The organism is Symbiopectobacterium sp. (assembly GCF_047692315.1).
Lineage (GTDB): Bacteria > Pseudomonadota > Gammaproteobacteria > Enterobacterales > Enterobacteriaceae > Symbiopectobacterium.
Genome location: NZ_JBLLJS010000022.1, coordinates 21,312 through 43,557, shown reverse-complemented (window position 1 = coordinate 43,557; position 22,246 = coordinate 21,312). Strand labels below are relative to the sequence as shown.

The window sequence follows — 22,246 nt, the reverse complement described above, 5'->3', positions numbered from 1 at the left end:
ACCTCCAAGCCCATTTTTGTTTATTTTTTATCCATTGATATCAAATCGATAAATTAGCATTAACTCTATGAAATCCCATGAGTTCCCGCTAGATCCCGCCAATTCCCGGAAGTATCAAATAAATCACCTCTCTATACATTGTGCGCTGCTGGCGCTTTGCCCTGCGCGACCAACTGCCAGGAGTGGGCGGGTGTGCCGATGGCGTAGGTGGCGGCACGAATTTGTACGGTAGGTACTACCCAGCTTACCGTGCCGACATCGGTGGAGCCGATAAAGCTAGCGTCCGGGCCGTAAAGCGGATAGATACCTTCATACAGCGATTCATCGGCTTTGGGTTTCATACCAAAGCGCGCGTAGGAGTTGGCTATATCCTCTGCACTCATGGCTGTTTGGAATTTGGCGGCAAAAGCGCGGTCCGCATTATCGAACTGAATGGGGCTCAGCACCAACAGATGTTCGTGCATGCGCTGTTCCAGCGGTGCGTTACCCAGCAAGTTGGCATCGCCGCTGATCACTTCCCAACTCACTTCTGTTTCGGTCATCAGCGCCACACCCTGTGCGATCTTCTTCACGCGTTTAACCAACTGATGCAATTCTGGTAACTGACGTGCTCGTACCAGATAGCGCACGGTGGCGTTGGTCTGAACCACGTTCGGCGCATGGCCGCCGCTGTCGGTAATGGCGTAGTGTACGCGCGCCGATGACGGCATGTGTTCGCGCATATAGTTGACGCCAACGTTCTCAATTCGACCGCATCAAGCGCGCTGCGTCCCAGATGCGGGCTGCTGGCGGCGTGCGAAGCGCGGCCTTTGAAGTAAAAGCTCAGTTCGTTGCAGGCCAGAGAATCCGGGCTGTTGACGCCGGTAAAGGTGGCTGGACGCCAGCAGATAGCAATATCCACATCATCAAACACGCCTGCTTTAACCATAAAGCCTTTGGAGGATCCGCCCTCTTCTGCCGGGCAACCATAGAAACGCACGGTGCCGGGCAGGTGGTGCTGTTGCTGGTAATTTTTTACCGCGGTGGCCGCTTGCAATGCGGCGGTGCCAAGCAAATTGTGCCCACAGCCGTGACCATTGCCGCCCGCATCGATGGGGCAAGGCTCAGCCACGCCCGCTTGCTGGCTCAGACCCGGCAGCGCGTCGTATTCACCCAGCAGGGCAATCACGGGTTTACCGGAACCGAATTCACCCAATAAGGCGGTTGGCATCCCAGCGATGCCGGTTGTCAGGCGAAAGCCTTCCTGCTTGAGCACGGCTTCATGCAGCGCAGCGGAGCGGATTTCTTCATAGTTGAGTTCCGGCACATCCCAGATGCTGTCGCTCAGCGCGGTGAACTGTGGATTTTTGGCGGCAATAAGCTCGCGCAGGGCGGCGACGGTATGCGTATCTATCGATGGCAAGGTGTGTTGTTCTGATGGCGTATGTTGTTCAGATGGCGAAGTCATGAATCAGGCGCTCCTGCTGTTATGGCGATGACTGCGGCGGGGAATGAAGGGAGCGTGGCGTTATTCCGACGCCACGCTCGTGGTTCACGTTAGGTTCGCGAGAGGGCGATCAGAGCGGGGTGGTGTCTATGCCGAACCATTTTTCACTCAGCTTCTTGATGGTACCGTCTGCTTTGGCTTGATCGATGGCTTTATCGAACATGGCCTTCAGATCAGGATCGCTTTTACGCAGTCCGATGGACGAGCCGCTGCCCAAAATGCCGCCGATAAATTGCGGGCCGGCCATAACGATTTCGCCGTTTGATTTATCAGCGGTATTTTTCATGTAAGGCGCAGAACCGATAACCAGATCGACGCAGACTGTACGCCAATGGTTTTGCCTTTCAGCAGCGGGCGCAGTTTTTCCACTTCAGCGATAGCGGCAGCTTCGTCTTTCTCATTGAGCGAGAAGCGGGTGCCCAGATCCGGCAGTGACGCCAGCGGGCTGGATTTCAGAACGGCAAAGGTTTGGCCCGCCTGCGTGTAAGGCTGGCTGAAATCGATCACTTCACGGCGCTTCGGTGTGGCGGACATGCCGGAGATGATGGCGTCAAACTTACCGGCGTTCAGCGCCGGAATGCTGCTGGCAAACGGCTGCACCATGATTTCATATTTGACCTTCATGTTGTCCACAGCACTTTGTACAACTCAATTTCCATGCCATCCAAGCGTGCCATCCGGCTTGGTGAAGTTATACGGGTGGTAAGCCCCTTCAGTGGCGATGCGCACGGTGCTCCAGGTTTTACCGGCTTCTGCGGCAGCGTTGAATGACGTAGAGAGTGCGCCAGCCAGCCAGACAGAGCGCATAGGCGGCGAGAGTTTGGTTTTTATCATCTAGGTATCTCCTGGTGGTTGCCTGTTGTGTTGTTAAGCGTAGCGTTCAGTTACCAACTGGCAATAAACTGACGGAAACGGGCGGATTGGCTGGCGGTAAACATTTGCTCCGGCGTGCCTTGTTCTTCGATCTCGCCCTGATGCAGAAACACCACGCGATTGGATACTTTACGCGCAAAGTCTATTTCATGGGTCACAACCAGCATGGTCATGCCTTCATCGGCCAACTGGCGCATCACGCGCAGTACTTCCCCGGCCAACTCCGGGTCCAGTGCCGACGTGGGTTCATCAAACAACATCACTTTGGGTGACATGGCCAGTGCACGCGCAATGGCGGCACGCTGTTGCTGCCCGCCGGAAAGGTGAGAAGGATAGTAGTGACGTTTATCCGCCAGCCCAACTTTCTGCAGCTGCTCTGCATGTTCTTTGGCATCCTGCGGTGCGCGTTTCAGTACGTGGATCGGCGCTTCAATCACGTTTTCCAGCACAGTTTTGTGCGACCACAGGTTGAAGTTTTGAAACACCATGCCGAGCTGGGTACGGATACGGTCGATCTGTTTCGGGCTGGCCGGACGGTTTTGTCCCTGACGATTCACTTTCATCGCGATGGTTTCGCCGCCCACAATAATCTCGCCCTGATCGGGGATCTCAAGCAAGTTGGTGCAGCGCAGCAGGGTGGATTTGCCTGAGCCGGAGGAACCCAGAATCGAGACAACCTCGCCCTGACTGGCTTCAAACGAGATCCCTTTCAGGACTTCCAGTGAGCTGAAACGCTTGTGAATGTTGCGCAGGCTGATAGCGGCGGTACTCATGATGGGTTTCCTTTCATATTCTTAACTTCAGCCAGCGACTGCGGCGCGCGCAGGTACGGCTTCATACGGTGTTCGACAAAGGCCAGCAAGCGGGTGAGCACCAGATTGATCAGCAGGTAAATCGCCCCCGCCAACAGAAACACTTCCAACGCGCGATAGGTTTCCGCAATCAAGCGTGCTGCAATACCGGTGATTTCCATCAGCGTGATGATGGACGCGAGCGAGGTGGATTTGATCATGGAGATCAGCTCGTTGCCATAGGCGGGCAGCGCCTGGCGGATGGCAAGCGGAAACACGATGCGGGTAAATATTTTCCAGGATGGCATGCCACAGGCGCGTGCCGTTTCAATCTGTCCCGCGGGCACCGATTGCAGGCCACCACGAATGATTTCGCTGGCGTAAGCGCCGGTGCAAAGTGTTAATGACAGCAGCGCGCACCAGTAGGGTTCACGCAGCAGCGGCCACAGGACGCTTTCACGTACCCAACTAAATTGCCCCAGACCATAGTAAATCAGGAACAACTGTACCAGCAGCGGCGTGCCACGGAAGAACAGCACATACAGGCGGGCGACAGATTGCAACAGTCGGTTGCCAGAAAGCTGCATGGCGGCCAGCGTCAAGGCCAAAAAGAAGCCAAGCAGCACCGAGCCCACTGCGAGCTGGGGCGTCAGGGGGACGCCGGGCAGAATTTCCCAAAAGGTTTCGTAGAAAAAATTGGCGTCCATTACCGTCTTACACCTCGCGAATAGTGTGCCTCCGCGCGGCGCATCAGCCAGCCGGAAAAAATCGAAATCACCAGATAAATCATGGCGGCAGCCATGTAGAAATCAAAGGGTTTGCCCGTGGAGCCTGCGCCCGTTTGTGACTGGGTCAGCAGTTCTGCCACGCCAGTTACCGACACGAGCGCCGAGGCTTTCAACACCAGTTGCCAGACGTTACCGAGCGCAGGCATGGCGCAGCAGCAGCGGGATAATAATGCGGCGCAAGCGCAGCAGTGTCGGCATGCCGCAGGCTTTGGCGGCTTCTATCTCACCTTTGGCCACGGGGCGTAGAATTCACCGCGAAACACTTCTGTTTGCTGTGCGCCTGAAGAGATACCGACGGCAATTACCCCGGCGATATAACCGGCAAAGCCGATAAAGCCGTTATGCCCGAACAGGCTTGCCAGCAGCGTCAGTGCAGAGCTGCCGCCAAAGTAGAGCAGGAAAATAATCAGCAGATCGGGAATGCCGCGTGTTACGGTGGTGTAGCACTCCGCCACAACGCGAAGTGGCCGATTGCCGCAAATTTTTGACTAGGCACCGATTGTGCCGATGAGCGCACCTAATAAAAAACCGCCTACTGCCAATGCCATTCCCCTCCCCATCAGCAGCAATCTTCCCCAGCCATTCTCACCAAAACTGATGAGCTGCCAAAATGTCATTTGTTCCACGTATTACTCCAATTTTCTTTTTGCAGGCATAGCTCCGCGCGTGGCCTGAACGCTGCGGGTGGCCCTTGGCTGGGCCCCTTCGCATTGAGCAGAGTACTTAGGATGCAAAGCAATATTCAGGCCATGTTTTTATTATTGTTGAAACGATTAATTATGCATATAAATTGCTTATTAATCAATATTTCATTTTATTGTTTTGGTGACGACTCACAATTTATGGGCAGGGGGCGGCGAAAAATGCCGTAATGGCACTAAATTGGTGCGTTGCGATGCATTAATTTAGTGCAATGATCTGTTTTAGTGCGGGGTGACAGCCAGAATATGTGAGATCACCGGATGCCTGTCACAGTGACTGAAACCAGTTAAGCTTCTCGCGCAGGCCGACAGCCTCACCAATGATTATCAAACTGGGGCTGTCGGCCTGCTGTGCCAGCGAATTTAAGGCAGAGAGCTGACCCGTAAACACTTTTTGCTCTGTTGTGGTGCCTTTTTCTATCAGGGCGACGGGCGTCGTGCCGGGCAGCCCCTGCTCCAGCAATTTATGCTGAATGTGCTCGCCCTGAATCAGCCCCATGCTGAATGTGCTCGCCCTGAATCAGCCCCATATAGAACACCAGCGTCTGTTTTTCTTGCGCCAGACTGACCCAGTCCAAATCACCGTTATGTGTAACGTGCCCGGTAACTAAACGTACCTCTTGCGCGTAGTCTCGATGAGTTAACGGGATACCGCTGTAGGCGGCACAGCCCGAGGCCGCGGTGATACCGGGTACGACCGAAAAGGGGATGCCAGCCTGTTGTAAATGTTCCAGCTCTTCGCCGCCCCGCCCAAAGATCATCGGGTCGCCGCCTTTCAGCCTGACCACACGCTTTCCTTCCGCCGCTTTGTTCTGCAACAACTGGTTGATTTGTTCCTGCGGCAGCGAGTGATAGCCGGATTGTTTACCGACATAGATGCATTCGGCATCGCGCCGTACCAGGTTAAGCATCTCTTCTGATACCAGTCGATCGTAGACCACGACATCCGCCTGCTGAAGCTGTTGCAGTCCTTTTAATGTCATCAACCCAGCGTCGCCCGGCCCAGCCCCCACCAGTGTGACTTCGCTACGATCGTTAAGTGGCGTATTGAACAACGCGTCAGTCAGCGTTTCAGTCTGCATCACGTCATTATTGGCCAGCGATTGCACCAGGCGATCGTGGGAAAACAGTTTTTCCCAAAAACGCCGCCGCTCGCTGCCGTTGGCGTAGTGCCGTTTCACCCGATCGCGCAGCGTACCGGCTAATGTCGCCAGCTTGCCCAGATGCAGTGGTAGCAGGCTTTCCAACTTTTCACGCATCATGCGGGCCAGCACCGGTGCTTTACCGCCGGAAGAGACGGCAATCATCATCAGAGGAGAACGATCGACGGCATGACGGCATAATGAAGCTGGCCAGCACGGGGGTATCGACCACATTGCAAAAGATACGCCGCCCGTGTGGCGCTGTCGTAAATCAACTGGTTCACTACCGCATTGTCGGTCGCGGCGATCACCAGCCAGACATCGTCCAGCAACGAGGGGGGTAAATGGCCGCATCAGCAGCGTCACTTTGCTGTCCCTACCCCATTCGAGGAAACTCGGGCTGAACGTCAGCGCATTGACGGTCAACCTGGCACCCGCATCCAGCAGCAGGCGAGCTTTGTGCTCGGCAACGTCACCGCCCCCCACCAGCAGGCAATGTTTGTCACGTAGCTGGTAGAACAAGGGTAGGTAGTCCATCTCGAATCTCTCTCAGCGTCTTTGATACTTTGCCCAAAGGAAATAGCGTGAGTATGCAAATCGTGTTCCAACCTCCGACCTTTGGCGGTTATGCAGCAAACCAAAAAGCAGCGGCATTATCCTCGCTCATTGTGCGGTTAATCCCAACCGTTGGTGATGTTGTTCACAGGTTTATGGGCATTTGCACAAATATTTGCGCCGGATTTTCTGCATTTGAAAGAAATTGCCTAATGATTCACCAGGTTGTAACACCAATAATTACAAATAATAAAACTATATTTTTATTTAATTAATACATCATTTCTTTTGTGATCGCAGTCTCAGTCTCAGTCTCACTAGCCGAGCAGCGATAGTACAAACCGGGCTCGCCGCTTGCCGTCGAACCGGACGTTTTTTTATCTATGTTATTGAATTTCAAGGTAGGTATTCGCGTGAAAATAGAATCTATTGATGTCACCGTTTTTACGTATCCCACTCGTCGCGTGTCCGACAGTGCGGGACATTCGCATCCAGGAGAAGAGAATCAGGCCAAGATGGCCCTCTTGACGCTCACCACCGACGATGGACATCAGGGCTATGCATTTGCACCACCCGAAGTGGTTCGTCCCCATATCATTAACGCCTTCTTCCGCAAGGTGCTGATCGGGCAGAACCCGTTTGACAGAGAACGCCTGTGGCAAGATCTGGTGCATTGGCAACGCGGCAGCTCTAACCAACTGACCAACTGACCGACCGTGCCATCTCTATCGTGGAATCCGCGCTGTGGGATCTACAAGGTCGCTTCCTTAACATGCCGGTGCACAAACTGCTGGGAGGTTTTCGTGACAAAGTGTCTGCTTACGGCAGCACCATGTGTGGCGATGAGCTGGAAGGCGGCCTCTCAACGCCGGAAGAGTACGGCCAGTTTGCCGAGAAACTGGTGGCGCGCGGCTATAAGGCGATCAAGCTGCATACCTGGATGCCGCCGGTATCCTTCGCCCCCAGCCCACAGATGGATGTTAAAGCCTGCGCTGCCGTGCGTGAAGCAGTAGGTCCGGATATTTGTCTGATGCTGGATGGTTACCACTGGTACAGCCGCAGCGATGCGCTTTACATTGGCCGTGAACTGCAAAAGCTGGACTTCACCTGGTTTGAAGAGCCGATGGAAGAGCAGAGTATGGCCTCCTATAGCTGGCTGACCAAGAGTCTGGATATCGACGTCATCGGTCCTGAAAGCCTGTCAGGCAAATACTTCAGCCGTGCCGACTGGGTGAAAGAGGGTGCCTGTGACATTCTGTGCGCGGGTGTGCAGGGCGTGGGCGGTCTTTCTCCAACCATGAAAGTAGCCGCATTGGCCGAAGCCTTTGGTATGGATTGCGAAATCCACGGTAACGGTGCACCGAATCTGAACGTGGTTGGTGCGATCAAAAACTGCCGCTGGTATGAACGCGGCCTGCTGCATCCCTTCCTGAACTATGAAGAACCCTTACAAAATATACGTTTCATCTTCCATTCTTCACACCTGGAGAAGTCTAATGAAAGCACGAGCAATAATCCGTACCCTGCTACTGAGCTGTTTCTGTATGGCCGCAACACCGGCCTTGCTGTCTGCAAAAACCCCCGACGATCAGCTGATCGTCGGGATGAACATGAATAACATGCTGTCCCTCGATCCCGCCGCCATGACCGGCAACGGGGTCGTCGGCATTATCGTTAACCTTTACGACTCGCTGGTCGAACTCGATCCTGAAAACCTGAGCCGCGTGCTGCCCTCGCTGGCAAAAAGCTGGGAGATCAGTCCAGACAACAACCTGATTACGTTCCATTTGGTGGATAACGCCAAATTCCACTCCGGCAACCCGGTCACTGCCCATGATTTTGCCTGGTCGATGAAGCGGTTGCTGACCTTGAATATGGCGCAGGCCACCACCTGGAAATCCTACGGCTTTACGGCGGAGAACGTCGAAAAACTGATCCGCGCCAAAGATGACAAAACGGTGGAGATCGAACTGCCCAAACCGAACGATCCTAAACTGGTTATCTATTCCCTTGCCACACTCGGCAGCGGATCGGTGCTGGATAGCAAGACCGTGATGAAGCATGAGAAAAACGGTGACTGGGGTAACGGCTGGTTGACCACCAACGAAGCCGGTTCAGGTCCGTTCAAGCTTGACGTGTGGCAGGCGAAAGACGTGTTGCGCGTTAACCGTGCCGATGGCTACTGGCGTGGTGATGCCAAAATGCGCCGGGTGATCTTCCGTCATATGACCGAATCTCAGGCGCTGCGTCTGATGATTGAAAAAGGGGATATCGATGTGGCGACCGGTATGTCAGTGCCGGACATCAATGCCCTGAAAGCAAACCCGGATGTGAAAGTCGAAGAGGTGAAGAAAGGCACGCTCTACTACGTTGCCATGAGTCTGAAGAACCCTGAATTTGCCAAACCAAAAGTGCGGGAAGCGGTGCGCTATCTCATTGACTATGATGGTATCAATAACACGGTAATGCCGGGCTACGGCTTCTATCACCAGCGCCCGATTCAGGCGGAAATGGACGCCACGTTGCCAAACCCCGGTTACAAGCTGGACGTGCCGAAGGCGAAGGCGCTGCTGGCGGAAGCGGGCTATCCGAACGGTTTTGAAACCACGCTGCGCGTACTGTCCGATCAGCCTTTCCTCAACCTGGCTACCTCGGTGCAATCCACACTGGCGCAGGCCGGTATTCGCTCCAAGATCATTTCCGGCACCGGCAATCAGGTTTACGGCGCGATGCGCGATCGTAAATTCGACATGCTGGTCGTGCGTGGCGGCGGTGGGGTCGATCCTCATCCGCATTCCAGCCTGCGCTCCGTGGTGTACAACCCGGATAACAGCGATGAAGCCAAACTCACCAACTTCCAGGGGTGGAGAACCTCTTTCTACGATGCGCGGCTGAACGAGATGATCGATCAGGCGCTGCTGGAGAAAGATCCCGCCAGACAGAAGCAACGCTATGCCGAGATACAGGACCGCTATGAAGCACTCTATCCCGCCATCATTCCGGTTTCGCAGATGGTTGATTCCGTGGTGCAACGCAAAGATGTTGTCGACTTTGTGTCACATCCATCATCGACCACCCGTTTGTATCTGGTGCACAAGCAACGCTGAAGCCTGAGTAAAGCGTGAGTGGCGCCTTCATCCTACGAGGTAAGTCACGGCATCAGCGGCGCTGAAAGTGGCGGTGCAGGTGCCGGACGGGGAGAAAGAACATGGTTTTCTCTGATTGGCTCAAACCGGGGGCGTTACCCTATCGCGTGGCAAAGCGGTTGTTACAGGTTGCCTTCACGCTGTTTGGGTTATTGATTCTGACCTTCATCATCGGTCGGGTGATGCCGATCGATCCGGTATTGGCAATTGTGGGTCAGGATGCTGACCAAAGTACCTATCAGCAGGTCTATCAGCAGTTAGGCTTGGATAAGCCGCTGTATGTTCAATTCGGTATCTACTTCAATTCACTGCTGCACGGCGATTTGGGCAACGCGATGCTCACTGGTCGGCCGGTAGTGGATGACATTATCCGCGTGTTCCCTGCTACGGTTGAACTGGCAACGATGGCGATTATCGTCGGTGCCGGGCTGGGCGTGCCGCTCGGCGTGATGGCGGCGGCACGGTGCGGCAAGCTGGCAGACTATATCGTGCGCTTTATCAGTCTGGCGGGTTACTCCACGCCGATTTTCTGGGTCGGCATGATGGGCCTGTTGGTGTTTTACGCCTGGCTCAACTGGGTCGGTGGCGCGGGGCGCGTTGATATGGCGTGGGACGGCATGGTGGAGAACCGCACCGGCTTACTGCTGGTGGGATTCCTTGCTGGCGTGCGAGTGGGCGGTGTTCTTCAGTGCGTTGAATCACCTGGTGCTGCCTGCCACCATTCTTGGCTTCCATTCACTGGCGTACATCAGTCGTATGACGCGCAGCTTTATGCTGGCGCAACTGTCGCAAGAGTACATCATCACTGCTCGGGTCAAGGGATTGTCAGAGTTTCGGGTGATTTGGGCGCACGCGTTTCGCAATATTCTGGTGCAACTGCTGACGGTGGTGGCGCTGGCGTATGGCTCACTGCTGGAAGGTGCGGTGTTGATAGAAACTGTGTTCTCCTGGCCGGGTTTCGGCTCCTATCTGACGGGCAGCCTGCTGCTGGGGGATATGAATGCAGTGATGGGCTGTGTGCTGTTGGTTGGGTTGATTTTTGTCACCCTTAACCTGCTCTCCGACATGTTGTATCAAATCTTCGATCCGAGGACCCGCGCATGAGTATGTCTTCTGAACCGGTAATAGGCTCGTCGCCGGAAGCAAAAAATGGGCGAGTGCAGTTGCGTGGTGCGCGCCTGTTCAATTTCCTGCGCCTGCTCGCGAAAAACCCACTGACGACCATTGGCTCGCTGATTGTGCTGTCGCTGATTGTCATTGCCATTTTTGCCCCCTGGCTAGCAACGCATGATCCATTGGCACAAGATCTGGCGAATGCTCTGCAAGCGCCGGGGGTAGCCCATTGGTTCGGCACCGATGAATTCGGGCGCGATGTGTATAGTCGTCTGGTATATGGCTCGCGCATCACGCTTTACATTGTGGCGCTGGTGTCGGTGACCGTTGGCCCCATTGGATTGATGCTCGGCGTGGTTGCCGATTACTACGGCGGCATTGTCGATACCATCCTGATGCGTATCACTGATATCTTTATCTCTTTTCCCAGCCTGGTGCTGGCGCTGGCGTTTGTTGCTGCATTGGGGCCGGGATTAGAGCATGTGGTGATTGCCATTACCCTCACGGCCTGGCCACCTATCGCGCGTCTGGCCCGCGCTGAAACGCTGTCGTTACGTCAGGAGGATTTTGTCTCTGCCGTGAAGCTGCAAGGCGCATCGTCGCTGCGCATTCTGGTGCATCACATTGTGCCGCTTTGTCTGCCTTCGGTGATCATCCGTATCACCATGAACATGGCGGGCATTATTCTGACGGCCGCGGGGCTTGGATTCCTTGGGCTTGGCGCGCAGCCGACCGATCCAGAATGGGGAGCCATGATCTCTGCCGGTCGTCGCTACATGATGGAATGTTGGTGGTTAGTCACCATCCCTGGGTTGGCTATTCTGATGAACAGCCTGGCGTTTAACTTTCTCGGAGACGGCCTACGTGACATCCTCGATCCCCGCACAGAATAAGGGTGCAACTCAGAGCGCGCCGCTGCTGGAGGTGGAAAACCTCAAGGTGAGCTATCGTTAACCACGGCGCAGTGACGGATGCTGTGCGCGGCGTCTCCTTTAACCTGGGTTGTGAAAAGCTGGCAATCGTGGGTGAATCCGGCTCGGGTAAATCAACGGTCGGGCGTGAGCTGCTGCATCTGCACCCGCGCAGCGTACGGGTGACCGCCGACAGGCTGCGCTTCGGCCAGACCGATCTGCTCAATGTGTCTGAAGCGCAGATGCGCCAGATCCGCGGTAAGCGAATTTCCATGATCATGCAGGATCCAAAATATTCGCTGAATCCGGTGGTGTGCGTCGGCAATCTGATTGCCGAAGCCTATCTGGCGCACCACAAAGTGCCACCGCGCGTGGCGAAAGAAAAAGTCATGGCCATGCTGGAGGTCGTGCGTATTCGCCAGCCGGAGCGCGTGTACGCACTCTATCCGCATGAAGTATCCGGCGGGCAGGGACAGCGCATCATGATCACCATGATGTTGATCACTGAGCCGGAGATCGTGATCGCCGACGAGCCGACCTCGGCGCTCGATGTGTCGGTGTGTTTGCAGGTGCTGTCGATGCTGGATGATTTGGTGTCGGAGAGTGGATTGGGGCTGATCTTTATCAGCCATGATATCAATTTGGTGCGCAGCTTCTGCGACCGGGTGCTGGTGATGTACGCCGGACGTGTCGTGGAATCCATTGCGGCGAGGGATCTGGATAACGCGCAGCATCCCTACACGCGCGGACTGCTGAATGCGTTGCCGGACATCGATCATCCTCGTGTGCGACTGCCGGTAATGCAGCGCGATCCCGCCTGGCTGAGTGAATAAGGAGCGACAATGGGCACACAAAATACGGCCGCGATGATCGAGGTGAAAAACCTCAACCTCTCCTTTGGTCAGGGCAGCCAGCACAATCAGGTGCTGTTTGATGTCAATCTGGCGGTACGCGGCGGGGAGATCTTTGGCTTGGTGGGGGAATCCGGCTCGGGCAAAACCACGGTTCTGAAATGCCTGGCGGGGTTGTTCAATCACTGTCAGGGGGAATTGCACATTGATGGCCAGCCGCTGGCGCACCGTATCGATCGCGCGCGCTCGCGCTGTAGTCAGGTGCAGATGGTGTTTCAGGATCCTTACGGATCGCTGCACCCACGCCATACGGTTGAGACCATATTGGAAGAACCGCTGCTGATCCACCGCTTTGAACAGCGCGACCGGCGTATTAATGCCTTATTGGAGAAAGTGGGGCTAGGGCCGCAGTTTCGCCGCCGCTACCCGCACCAGCTCTCCGGCGGGCAGCGGCAACGTGTCGCCATCGCGCGCGCGCTAATTCTTGAGCCGCGGGTGCTGTTGCTGGATGAACCCACTTCGGCACTGGATGTGTCGGTACAGGCAGAAATCCTCAACTTGCTGGCAGAGCTGCAACAACAGGACAACCTGACCTACCTGATGGTGACGCACGATCTGGGGGTGATTGCTCATTTATGTCATCGAGTGGCGGTGATGCAGTATGGCCGCATACTAGAAACACTGGATACGGCGGAACTGACGCGTTCGACGGAGAAAACGACCTATACCACTATGTTGATGGATGCCAGTCGACAATATAGCCGTGATTTGGCCGTGCGTTCGGAGAGAATGGGCTAGCACCTAAGGTAATAACCGCATGATGTGCTGACAAGACGGGTAATTTACCCGTCTTTTTTTACGATCGTCGCCGATACCGCAATGGTATACTATACCTAATGGTCGTGACTTTGTGGGATACCCGTACGTAAAAAAAAAGTAAAAGGGTAGCGTTAAGGAGTGCGGGTATTTACAATCGTTACGCTTTCTTGTAGCCCCCGATCAAAAAGGAATTCTCATGTTCAAACGTACTCTGGTTGCTGCGGCGGCCCTGGTTTCACTGACAATGTTTTCATCTTCGGTCATGATGTCATCAGCGATCGCGGCCCCGGCAGCCACCACCACGCGCGTATTGTTGACCACGTCTGAAGGCAACATCGAGTTAGCGCTGGATAATCAAAAGGCTCCGGTGTCAGTGAAGAATTTTGTCGAGTACGTTAATAGTGGCTTTTACAATGGCACCACTTTTCACCGAGTGATTCCGGGCTTTATGGTTCAGGGTGGCGGCTTTGTGGATGAAATGAAGCAAAAAGCCACCAATCCGCCGATCAAAAACGAAGCGGACAACGGCTTGCGTAACCTGCGCGGCACCATCGCTATGGCGCGTACCGCTGAAAAAGACAGCGCCACCAGCCAGTTCTTTATTAACGTGGCGGACAATGCCTTCCTCGATCACGGCCAGCGCGATTTTGGTTATGCGGTATTCGGTAAAGTGGTGAAGGGGATGGACGTCGCCGACAAAATCTCTCAGGTGCAAACCACCAACGTTGGCCCCTACCAGAATGTGCCGAGCAAACCGATTGTGATTAAATCGGCGAAAGTGCTGCCGTAAACCTCGTTGAGAATTTCTGGTGATAACATCAAGGCCACATTGCGTGGCCTTGATGGTTTCTACAGGGATATACGTTATATTATTAATTTGGTGCTATGGCTGATTATTATTTGTCGTGATAATGATTTTCATGCTTTCTTATTTCTATGTGGATTAGGAAATGTCGCACACACATTTCGAATGCCTGTTAATGGCTTTATTAATTGATAATCATGATGTTATGTATTTTTTTATATAATGTGTACATTTTAAAGACATCAGTTATGCTTAATCAAGAAAATGATGTCTGAGTCAGTAGCCCACTATTGGCTGATTTACTATAATTAATATACGATGTCTTTATTATCTTTTTCACACCACGAAAATCCTTATCATTCACCAGCTAATATTATTATTTTATATGTGTTTAATGCTAATTTTAAGGTAAAGAATTGTTTGTGACTTAAGGCGCTTCGCCTGTAAATTGTATTTTATATTAATGGCTAATAGCGGCTTATTAAGCCATCTTGGCTGAGTGGTATTGTTTTAAATAAACACGGATTTTAGATGTCCTATTGATGTAATTCATCTATGGAGCGGTAAACTGAGCCATAAAGTATTGTTATTTACATATGGCTACATACTTATTCTCACTCAGTTATTTATCATGATGAAAATGGAGTAAGAAATGAAAAGATACCTACTTCTGCTCAGTATGTTGCTTGGTTGTGCTCAAGTAATGGCTGAAGCACAAAATACAAATTTTGATAATAATCCACCACCGCCGCCTTTAGAAATTATGCCAGCATATGGTTTCACTGATACGCTGCCGAGTCGTGCCAACTTATGTCGTAGTATCATTCCGGCTGCACAGAGAAATACGGGATGTGGCGCTGTACAATGGGAACCTCAATCTATCGAAGGTCCCCAGGGTTTCCCAGGGCAGGGCCCCGCAGATGGTCAGATTGCCAGTGGGGGAAATCCCAGATTCCCTGAAATGAATCAACAAACGGCCACTCGTTGGGTTCGAACCCCTGTGCGGGCAGGCAATGCGACATTCAGATGGACATTGACGCAAACGCATCTCACGCGCGCATGGCAGGTATTTATCACTCATCAAAACTGGAACCCAAACGCTCCCTTGACTCGTGCCAGCTTCGATTTGGTGCCATTCTGCCAGCAGGTATTTGTGCCGCCTTTACCTCGACCAACGAGCCCGTTTGATATGAATTGTGTTATTCCTCCCCGTACGGGCTATCAGGTCTTGTTAGCTGTGTGGACCATTGGCGATACGCCTAATGCTTTCTATCAGGTACTGGATGTGAATTTTGGTTCTTGAGATAGCGTCAAGAGTAGAAATCAAGGCCACGCAATGTGGCCTTGATTTTGTTTATTGGTTAGTTACAGGCTGCCTCCGTCAGCACAGCCAGACCTTTGCCCTGGCCCGCGAACTGTGCCAGTTTCGCTTTCACGCATTGTGCGCTGACCGGGCAGTGACGGGAAGGTGCCGGTAGACGTCCAATCCTCAGCGTTAACGTAAGCTTTGGAATCGCTGGTCCAAGTGATGTTATAGGTGGCGTTCTGAGAAGCACTGGTGACGTTGTTGTCACGCAGAACCCAGGTACCGAAATTGGAACCGTCATAGCGCGATGTCACTGGGTTAACGGCATTTTCGAACCAGTTGTGTTCGATCAGCGCGAGCCCTTTCTGGCGCACATTTATCCCTGAACTGGTAATACCGGAATAGAGGTTGTTGTAGGCGTGCACTTGCCCCCCTCGTTGCAACGGCAAGCGGGCGTTCACATCGCTGTAGACGTTGTGGTGGTAGGTCAGGTTACGACCCGTATCGCTGCTGCTAGAGCCGCTTAATCCCACTTTTTTGATACCGTGAATGTAGTTATAGGAAACGGTAACGTTAGTCGATGCTTTCTTGATATCGACGGCCGACTCAAATGTGGTATCGCCATCCGGTGTGCCGGGACACTCGTAGTTCTTGGCATAGATCTCGTTATGGTCAACCCAGACGTTCGGCGTGTTATCTACGCGGATAGCATCGCCGTCACTCGCACCGCCCGGCATGTAGCCGAAACGCATATTACGAATCACCACATCGGAAGATTTCACTAACCAGATACCAAAGTTGGCTGAAGAGCCGTTGGTGCCAAGGATAGTTATCCCTTTGGTAAACTCCTTGATTTCTACACCGCGTACGGGCTTGCTCCATTGGCTGCAAATATCGGCAGCGGCAGCGTTAATCAGTTTATCTTCGTTGCCGTCATAGGTGATAACCAGCGGATACGCACCGGTTTTCACCTTCTTTGCTGTTGCTGTCCACGCGAGCGGCTTCAATAATATCCTGCATGGAATGTGCGGTTTTTTTACGGCACCAGAGATATCGCCGCCGTCGGTGGTCGCATAGCCACCGGTATTCGCGGCAAATGCGCCTTGTACGGTTAATGTCAGCAGTCCTGCGGTAAGTGAGAGTAAAACGTGTTTCATTCCTGTCGTCTCCTAGGGGAGGTATGGTTTTGCTCCGGCATAATGATCCCTATGCCGATGGTAGGGCATATAGTCGTTTCAATAAAAATGAAAAGAAATTTTACTATGTTGCGATGTCATTTAAGAAAAAAATCAGGGAAAAAAAATAAAAGGTAATTATTGAAGGTGAAATGATCACTCGCTATTTTAATTATTTTTACAGGATGTTCTGATTTTAATGAAAAATAAAAATTAATTATGATTCCTGAGGTTATTTTTTATGGCGTGTTCGTACCCTGATATAGGGCTAATGGCTTCGTTTAATTTGGCTACTGGCACAATACTCAATAAATTTTTATCAATATGTCTGCAATTTTAACTCTAAAAATTCAATGTAAGTCACATTTTCATGTATGTTAATGGATATTAGAAATAGAGGTATAAAACATTAATAATTAGTGCGATCATTAATTTTATTGCTAAGTGATTTTTATTGCATTATTCTCTTTTAAAATTGAATTATTAACTCACTGTTTTTTTGAAAAATAAATTTTTTTCTTTAGGATTTTGATGACATGGAATGATTTATTTTTTCTTTTATTAAAAACAATTGCTTATGGATGATTTCATGGTCCGAGTTAATGTGTTTTCCCGCAGGCTTACAATACCGAAAAGAAAAATAAATCATTTTTAAAAAAATGAGCTAATATTATCATTGTGCTTTTCTATTAATGTTTTTTACTAAAGATACTAATTGTTAGTCAGCCAGCCATTATCAACACTTAGTGTTTTTGTTAATGGTTACTTGTCTGCAAACTTTGTTCCGCTTTGAATTTTTTAATCCCACCAGAGTGCATTCGTTAATTTTTTATATACCTTCTGATTTACTATTTTTTCTGTAGGAAAAAGGAGGTCTTATGTATTGTATTGTATTGTATTGTTTTTGAAGGTTAATTCTTAGCTGAATAATTTGATCTCGGATTATATTTGAGCTTGAGTGCTTTTGTACTTTTCGCTTTGTTCTCAATATGCTTTCGAATTTTCTATTCTATTTATTTGGTTTAAATTGATCTGAATAATGACGCGAATAAAAATACATGCATCGCTATAGTTAGCTATAGCGTTTAGTGAATTTTATTTATCAATATATCGTTATTTTATAAATAATGAGAGGTGAGTTATGGATAAAAAGAATCCGCATGGCCATCACGGTCCTGAAAAAGAGGGTTGTAGCGATCACACGCCGCCTAATGAACATCACTGTCCCCCAGACGATGGTTGCGGTTATCATACGCCTCCTGATGAATATCACGAGCCCAAAAAGGACTGCTGCGATTATTATCTGTCGCCTAATGGGTATCTTGGCCCTGTTGTTGATCCTTGTGATCTGCACTAGCCGCCTGACAGCCATTATTGTGAACCTGTCGGTGCTCCTTGCTACCAGGGGCCAGTAATAACGCCTGTCCATGGCTGGCTTTCCTCTCCACAAAGCCGAACCGCTTTCGCCGAAAGCCGAACCGCTTTCGCCGTAAGCAGGGGTTGGTTACCCAATGGGTGGCCTGCAAGTGAAATGGAAGGGATGAAGAACTTCCCTCGTTTTACTAACGGAAACAGCTCTGCAGACATTCTATGGTTCCCCGGTGAAGGGGGCCCGTATCCGGATTCAATCCACATATTCCCGGGGGTCGCATCGCCAGTACCGGATGGTCTCATCTTTAGTGGGGGCCAAACGCAGACTAATCGTGACATCGTAAACCTCACCGATTCTGAGTTGCAGATGAGGCACGGGGTGACTTGGCCCAGAACCCAAGTCCAGAATGGCCAATATTTGTCGATTAGTTGGAATCATACGGTGGTGCATGCCACCCGCGGTTACCGTTATTTCATTACCAGAAATGGCTGGAATCCAAATCGAAGGGCTATACGAGCGGATTTTGAAGAGGTGCCTTTTGCCAGCATTATAAATCGGAATCTGCCTTTTAACGTTATGCCAACGCAAACGATTAGGTTACCGACAGGTAGAACGGGTCATCATATCATTCTCTCGGTATGGCTGGTGGCAGACACTGGCGCTGGTTTTATTCTGCCTTTGATGTTAATTTCGGTGGCAGTAATGAAGGCGGTGGTGGTACACAGAACCCGGCACCGTGGTCTCCTAATAGCGTATTCTATCCTGTGGGTGTTTATGTGACACATAATGGGGGCATCTATCGTTGCAGGAGTGCCCACACATCCAATAGCGGTTGGGCTCCTGGTGTGGCTTTCACTCTCTGGACTTATGTCAGGCCAATCAGTTAAATAGCGTTATTCCAACCTAAACCTTCAAATCGGGCACATAGGTGCCCGGTTTTTTTCTGATAAAATCATTGAGGTAATTTACTGAAAAATAATAGAAAAAAGTTATCCATTGCCTAACCACATACAAGCACAGTAGCCTATAGCATATCTTTTTGGCTTAGATGCGTCCCTCATGCTCCTACTTATCGATAACTACGACTCCTTCACCTACAACCTCTACCAGTATTTTTGTGAACTGGGCACGGAGGTGCTAGTTAAACGCAACGATGCACTGACGCTGGTGGAGATTGAAATGCTGGCACCGACACATCTGGTGATCTCTCCTGGCCCCCACACGCCGGATGACGCGGGCATTTCTCTGGCGGCGATTCGCCATTTTGCTGGTAAGTTGCCCATTCTTGGCGTGTGCCTCGGCCATCAGGCGATGGGGCAGGCGTTTGGTGCGCGCGTGGTGCGGGCGCGGCAGGTGATGCACGGTAAAACCTCACTGATACAGCATACCGGAAACGGCGTTTTTAGCGGGCTGGCGCTGCCTTTAACCGTGACGCGCTACCACTCTCTGGTGATCGACCCCGCCTCTTTGCCCGCCGAGTTCGACGTCACGGCCTGGACGGAGCGCGAAGGTGAGCATGATGAAATCATGGGAATACGTCATCGTACCTTGCCACTCGAAGGGGTGCAGTTTCATCCTGAAAGTATTCTGAGTGAGCAAGGGCATCAACTGTTGCAGAACTTCCTTAATACCTGAAGTTATCAGCACCGGTTGCGATAAAACGGACTGTCATAACGCGCTATTTTGTAACCCTGTGTATTGATTTTTTATGCATATTTGATGATTATATTTTCACTTTAAGCGGTGTGGATGGGAAGCAAATGACAACAGATTCAAAGGCGGTAACGCGGGCGACGCATGACAAGGTGATTCTACCAGTTTACGCACCGGCGCAATTTGTGCCTGTTAAAGGCAAGGGCAGCCGGGTGTGGGATCAGCAAGGCCGCGAATATATCGACTTTTCGGGTGGCATTGCAGTAACTGCGTTGGGCCATTGCCACCCGGCACTGGTGGCGGCGCTGAAACAGCAGGGCGAAACGCTGTGGCACACCAGCAATATCTTCACGAATGAGCCTGCGCTGCGTTTGGCCAGCAAACTGATTGACGCCACCTTTGCTGAGCGCGTGTTCTTTGTCAACTCAGGGGCGGAAGCCAACGAAGCCGCTTTCAAGCTGGCTCGTCACTATGCCATTAAACGTCATAGCCCGTATAAAACCAAAATCATTGCGTTCTACAATGCGTTTCACGGCCGCACATTGTTCACTGCCTCGGTCGGTGGTCAGGCGAAATACGCCGATGGCTTCGGGCCAAAACCGGCAGATATCGTGCATGTGCCGTTCAACGATCTGGCAGCGGTAAAAGCGGTGATGGATGACCATACCTGCGCCGTAGTGCTGGAACCGATTCAGGGCGAGGGCGGTATTACGCCTGCCACCCCCGAGTTCCTGAAAGGCGTGCGTGAGCTATGCAATCAGCATCATGCATTGCTGGTGTTTGATGAAGTGCAAAGTGGTATGGGGCGTTCCGGCAAGCTGTTTACCTATATGCACTATGGCGTAACGCCGGATATTCTCACCACGGCAAAAGCACTGGGTGGCGGCTTCCCCATCAGCGCGATGCTCACTACCGAAGAGGTCGCCTCTGTGATGACCGTCGGTGTGCACGGCACCACCTACGGTGGTAATCCGCTGGCCTGTGCGGTGGCCGGGGCTGCGTTGGACACGATCAACACGCCACAAGTGCTTTCCGGTGTACAAGCGCGCCATGAGCGCTTTGTCTCCATTCTTCAGGCAATTAATGAAGAACACGGCATTTTTGAGCAGATTCGCGGTATGGGCCTGCTGATTGGTGCGGAACTGAAGCCGAAATGGCACGGCCAGGCTGGCAAGTTCCTCGCCGCAGCGGCGGAGCAAGGCGTGATGGTGTTGGTCGCCGGGCCTAACGCGATTCGTTTTGTGCCGTCGCTGGTGATTGAACTGGAAGATATCGATCAGGGCATGGCGCGGTTCGCGCGGGCGGTCGAAGCCGTGGTGAAAGCAGAGTAGTGTAGACTCGTCAAAGCACGTTGCGCAGCGCGCAACGTGCTTTGATCAGAACCGCAGTGGTGAAATCAGCGCGTACCGTATACCACGATGGTTTTGCCGTGCGCCGAGATCAGATTCTGATCTTCCAGCATTTTCAAAATACGGCCTACCGTTTCGCGGGAACAGCCAACAATCTGACCGATCTCCTGACGCGTGATCTTGATTTGCATCCCATCCGGGTGCGTCATGGCATCGGGCTGCTTCGCCAAGTTCAACAGCGTCTGCGCGATACGGCCCGTTACATCCAGGAAGGCCAGGTTGCCCACTTTCTGAGACGTCACCTGGAGGCGACGCGCCATCTGCGAGGAGAGACGCATCAGAATATCCGGGTTGACCTGGATCAGCTGACGGAATTTTTTATAGGAGATTTCAGCGACTTCGCAGGCAGTTTTTGCCCGCACCCATGCGCTGCGTTCCTGACCCTCTTCGAACAGGCCCAGTTCTCCAATAAAATCCCCCTGGTTGAGGTAGGAGAGGATCATTTCCTTGCCTTCTTCATCCTTGATCAGCACAGCAACGGAGCCTTTCACGATGTAGTAAAGCGTTTCTGCCTTTTCACCTTGGTGAATTAGTGTGCTCTTCGATGGATACTTGTGAATATGACAATGAGAAAGGAACCATTCGAGAGTCGGGTCTGTCTGCGGTTTGCCGAGAACCATTCGCTGTTATCCTCTGTTGTAATTCACTGCGCAAATTACAGGGTTCAGAGCTCCCTGTACGGCGTATTAACGTGCTAGTAGTAAAAATTCCGTGTTGGCGGACTGACGTCAGGGAATATACTGGCCTCTGTATGGCGACGTCACGACCCGTTCTGACCGTCAGTATAAAACTGATGGAACGGATTCTATTCCTGTTTGTAACACAGCTTGACGAGCCTGTCTCGTGTTGTCTCGCTTCAGCATGATTAAGCTCTAGTTATCGGCGATTTTTATATATAACAGTGAGTAGTTCTCAAATAAATTTGAGGAGTTGTGGATGCAAGTGCGCGTAAAATGGGTCGAAGACCTGACCTTTCTCGGTGAGTCGTCATCAGGATATCAGATTCTGATGGATGGTAATGCCGGAGACAAAGCTCCCAGCCCGATGGAGATGGTTTTAATGGCGGCGGGAGGCTGTAGCGCCATTGATGTGGTATCTATTTTGCGAAAAGGTCACAATAACATCACAGGGTGTGAAGTCAAACTCTCCTCCACGCGCCGTGAAGAAGCGCCGCGTCTGTTTACGCATATCAACCTGCACTTTGTCGTCACGGGTGTGGGGTTGACGGATAAGGTGATTGAGCGAGCGGTGTCGCTGTCGGCGGAAAAGTATCGTTCAGTGGCGCTAATGTTAGAAAAGGCGGTTAAGGTAACCCACAGCCACGAAATCATCACCAGCGCATAACGTTTC

The 22,246-nt window shown here is 51.9% G+C and carries 15 protein-coding genes and 8 pseudogenes; 14 read left to right on the top strand and 9 right to left on the bottom strand.

Annotation, left to right across the window (positions count from 1 at the left end; translation table 11 throughout):
• Positions 1 to 140 precede the first annotated feature (140 nt).
• The 7 genes and pseudogenes from ACMZI0_RS12160 to cysG all read right to left on the bottom strand — a co-directional run.
• Positions 141 to 1,447: pseudogene (locus ACMZI0_RS12160) on the bottom strand (M20 family metallopeptidase); the annotation flags it as partial.
• Positions 1,448 to 1,556: 109 nt separating this feature from the next.
• A pseudogene (locus tag ACMZI0_RS12155) lies at positions 1,557 to 2,320 on the bottom strand (transporter substrate-binding domain-containing protein).
• Positions 2,321 to 2,370: 50 nt separating this feature from the next.
• A complete protein-coding gene (locus tag ACMZI0_RS12150; protein WP_415673148.1) occupies positions 2,371 to 3,132 on the bottom strand; it encodes an ABC transporter ATP-binding protein in 762 nt (253 codons plus the stop codon).
• Complete coding sequence (locus tag ACMZI0_RS12145; protein WP_415673147.1) at positions 3,129 to 3,857, bottom strand: ABC transporter permease; 729 nt, start codon at positions 3,855 to 3,857, stop codon at positions 3,129 to 3,131. The genes ACMZI0_RS12150 and ACMZI0_RS12145 overlap by 4 nt, the downstream gene beginning before the upstream one ends.
• Positions 3,857 to 4,564 (bottom strand): annotated as a pseudogene (locus ACMZI0_RS12140) (ABC transporter permease). Before ACMZI0_RS12140 ends, ACMZI0_RS12145 begins: the two are co-directional and overlap by 1 nt.
• A 343-nt stretch (positions 4,565 to 4,907) precedes the next feature.
• Entirely contained in the window at positions 4,908 to 5,138 is a 231-nt protein-coding gene (locus ACMZI0_RS12135; RefSeq protein ID WP_415673146.1) for a hypothetical protein, read from the bottom strand.
• Entirely contained in the window at positions 5,104 to 6,318 is a 1,215-nt protein-coding gene (gene cysG / locus ACMZI0_RS12130) for a siroheme synthase CysG (RefSeq protein ID WP_415673145.1), read from the bottom strand. Before cysG ends, ACMZI0_RS12135 begins: the two co-directional genes overlap by 35 nt.
• A 47-nt stretch (positions 6,319 to 6,365) precedes the next feature.
• On the opposite strand from cysG, the gene ACMZI0_RS12125 reads away from it, so the two are divergent.
• The 9 genes and pseudogenes from ACMZI0_RS12125 (at position 6,366) to ACMZI0_RS12085 (ending at position 15,284) form a co-directional block, all read left to right on the top strand.
• Complete coding sequence (locus ACMZI0_RS12125) at positions 6,366 to 6,611, top strand: hypothetical protein (RefSeq protein ID WP_415673144.1); 246 nt, start codon at positions 6,366 to 6,368, stop codon at positions 6,609 to 6,611.
• Between the two features lie 138 nt (positions 6,612 to 6,749).
• A pseudogene (locus ACMZI0_RS12120) lies at positions 6,750 to 7,783 on the top strand (mandelate racemase family protein); the annotation flags it as partial.
• Positions 7,784 to 7,832: 49 nt separating this feature from the next.
• Complete coding sequence (locus tag ACMZI0_RS12115) at positions 7,833 to 9,443, top strand: ABC transporter substrate-binding protein (RefSeq protein WP_415673143.1); 1,611 nt, start codon at positions 7,833 to 7,835, stop codon at positions 9,441 to 9,443.
• Between the two features lie 101 nt (positions 9,444 to 9,544).
• Positions 9,545 to 10,586: pseudogene (locus ACMZI0_RS12110) on the top strand (ABC transporter permease).
• Positions 10,583 to 11,488: an ABC transporter permease gene (locus ACMZI0_RS12105; protein WP_415673142.1), complete on the top strand. Its 906-nt coding sequence runs from the start codon at positions 10,583 to 10,585 to the stop codon at positions 11,486 to 11,488. The pseudogene ACMZI0_RS12110 and the gene ACMZI0_RS12105 overlap by 4 nt, the downstream one beginning before the upstream one ends.
• Positions 11,460 to 12,339: pseudogene (locus ACMZI0_RS12100) on the top strand (ABC transporter ATP-binding protein). The gene ACMZI0_RS12105 and the pseudogene ACMZI0_RS12100 overlap by 29 nt, the downstream one beginning before the upstream one ends.
• 33 nt (positions 12,340 to 12,372) lie before the next feature.
• On the top strand, positions 12,373 to 13,155 hold the full coding sequence (locus ACMZI0_RS12095; RefSeq protein WP_415673150.1) for an ABC transporter ATP-binding protein: 783 nt from the start codon (positions 12,373 to 12,375) through the stop codon (positions 13,153 to 13,155).
• A 217-nt stretch (positions 13,156 to 13,372) separates the two neighbouring features.
• Positions 13,373 to 13,966, top strand: coding sequence for a peptidylprolyl isomerase A (gene ppiA / locus ACMZI0_RS12090; protein WP_415673141.1), 594 nt, complete (start codon positions 13,373 to 13,375; stop codon positions 13,964 to 13,966).
• A gap of 667 nt (positions 13,967 to 14,633) precedes the next feature.
• Entirely contained in the window at positions 14,634 to 15,284 is a 651-nt protein-coding gene (locus ACMZI0_RS12085; protein ID WP_415673140.1) for a lytic polysaccharide monooxygenase, read from the top strand.
• A 58-nt stretch (positions 15,285 to 15,342) separates the two neighbouring features.
• Here ACMZI0_RS12085 and ACMZI0_RS12080 read toward each other — a convergent pair.
• Positions 15,343 to 16,444: pseudogene (locus ACMZI0_RS12080) on the bottom strand (polysaccharide lyase).
• Positions 16,445 to 17,876: 1,432 nt separating this feature from the next.
• On the opposite strand from ACMZI0_RS12080, the pseudogene ACMZI0_RS12075 reads away from it, so the two are divergent.
• The 4 genes and pseudogenes from ACMZI0_RS12075 to argD form a co-directional block, all read left to right on the top strand.
• Positions 17,877 to 18,494, top strand: a pseudogene (locus tag ACMZI0_RS12075) (lytic polysaccharide monooxygenase auxiliary activity family 9 protein); the annotation flags it as partial.
• Entirely contained in the window at positions 18,473 to 18,721 is a 249-nt protein-coding gene (locus ACMZI0_RS12070; RefSeq protein ID WP_415673139.1) for a carbohydrate-binding protein, read from the top strand. The pseudogene ACMZI0_RS12075 and the gene ACMZI0_RS12070, both read left to right, overlap by 22 nt.
• 172 nt (positions 18,722 to 18,893) lie before the next feature.
• Positions 18,894 to 19,469 carry an aminodeoxychorismate synthase component II gene (locus ACMZI0_RS12065; RefSeq protein WP_415673138.1) on the top strand — a complete coding sequence of 192 codons (576 nt, stop codon included), beginning with the start codon at positions 18,894 to 18,896 and terminating at the stop codon, positions 19,467 to 19,469.
• A 125-nt stretch (positions 19,470 to 19,594) separates the two neighbouring features.
• Positions 19,595 to 20,818 carry a bifunctional acetylornithine/succinyldiaminopimelate transaminase gene (argD, locus tag ACMZI0_RS12060; protein ID WP_415673137.1) on the top strand — a complete coding sequence of 408 codons (1,224 nt, stop codon included), beginning with the start codon at positions 19,595 to 19,597 and terminating at the stop codon, positions 20,816 to 20,818.
• A gap of 65 nt (positions 20,819 to 20,883) precedes the next feature.
• Here argD and crp read toward each other — a convergent pair whose 3' ends face one another.
• Positions 20,884 to 21,516 (bottom strand): cAMP-activated global transcriptional regulator CRP, encoded by a 633-nt coding sequence (gene crp, locus ACMZI0_RS12055; protein WP_012764006.1) that lies wholly within the window; start codon positions 21,514 to 21,516, stop codon positions 20,884 to 20,886.
• Positions 21,517 to 21,832: 316 nt separating this feature from the next.
• Between crp and ACMZI0_RS12050 the strand changes: the two genes are divergently transcribed.
• Positions 21,833 to 22,240: an OsmC family protein gene (locus tag ACMZI0_RS12050; RefSeq protein ID WP_415673136.1), complete on the top strand. Its 408-nt coding sequence runs from the start codon at positions 21,833 to 21,835 to the stop codon at positions 22,238 to 22,240.
• Positions 22,241 to 22,246: the final 6 nt, after the last annotated feature.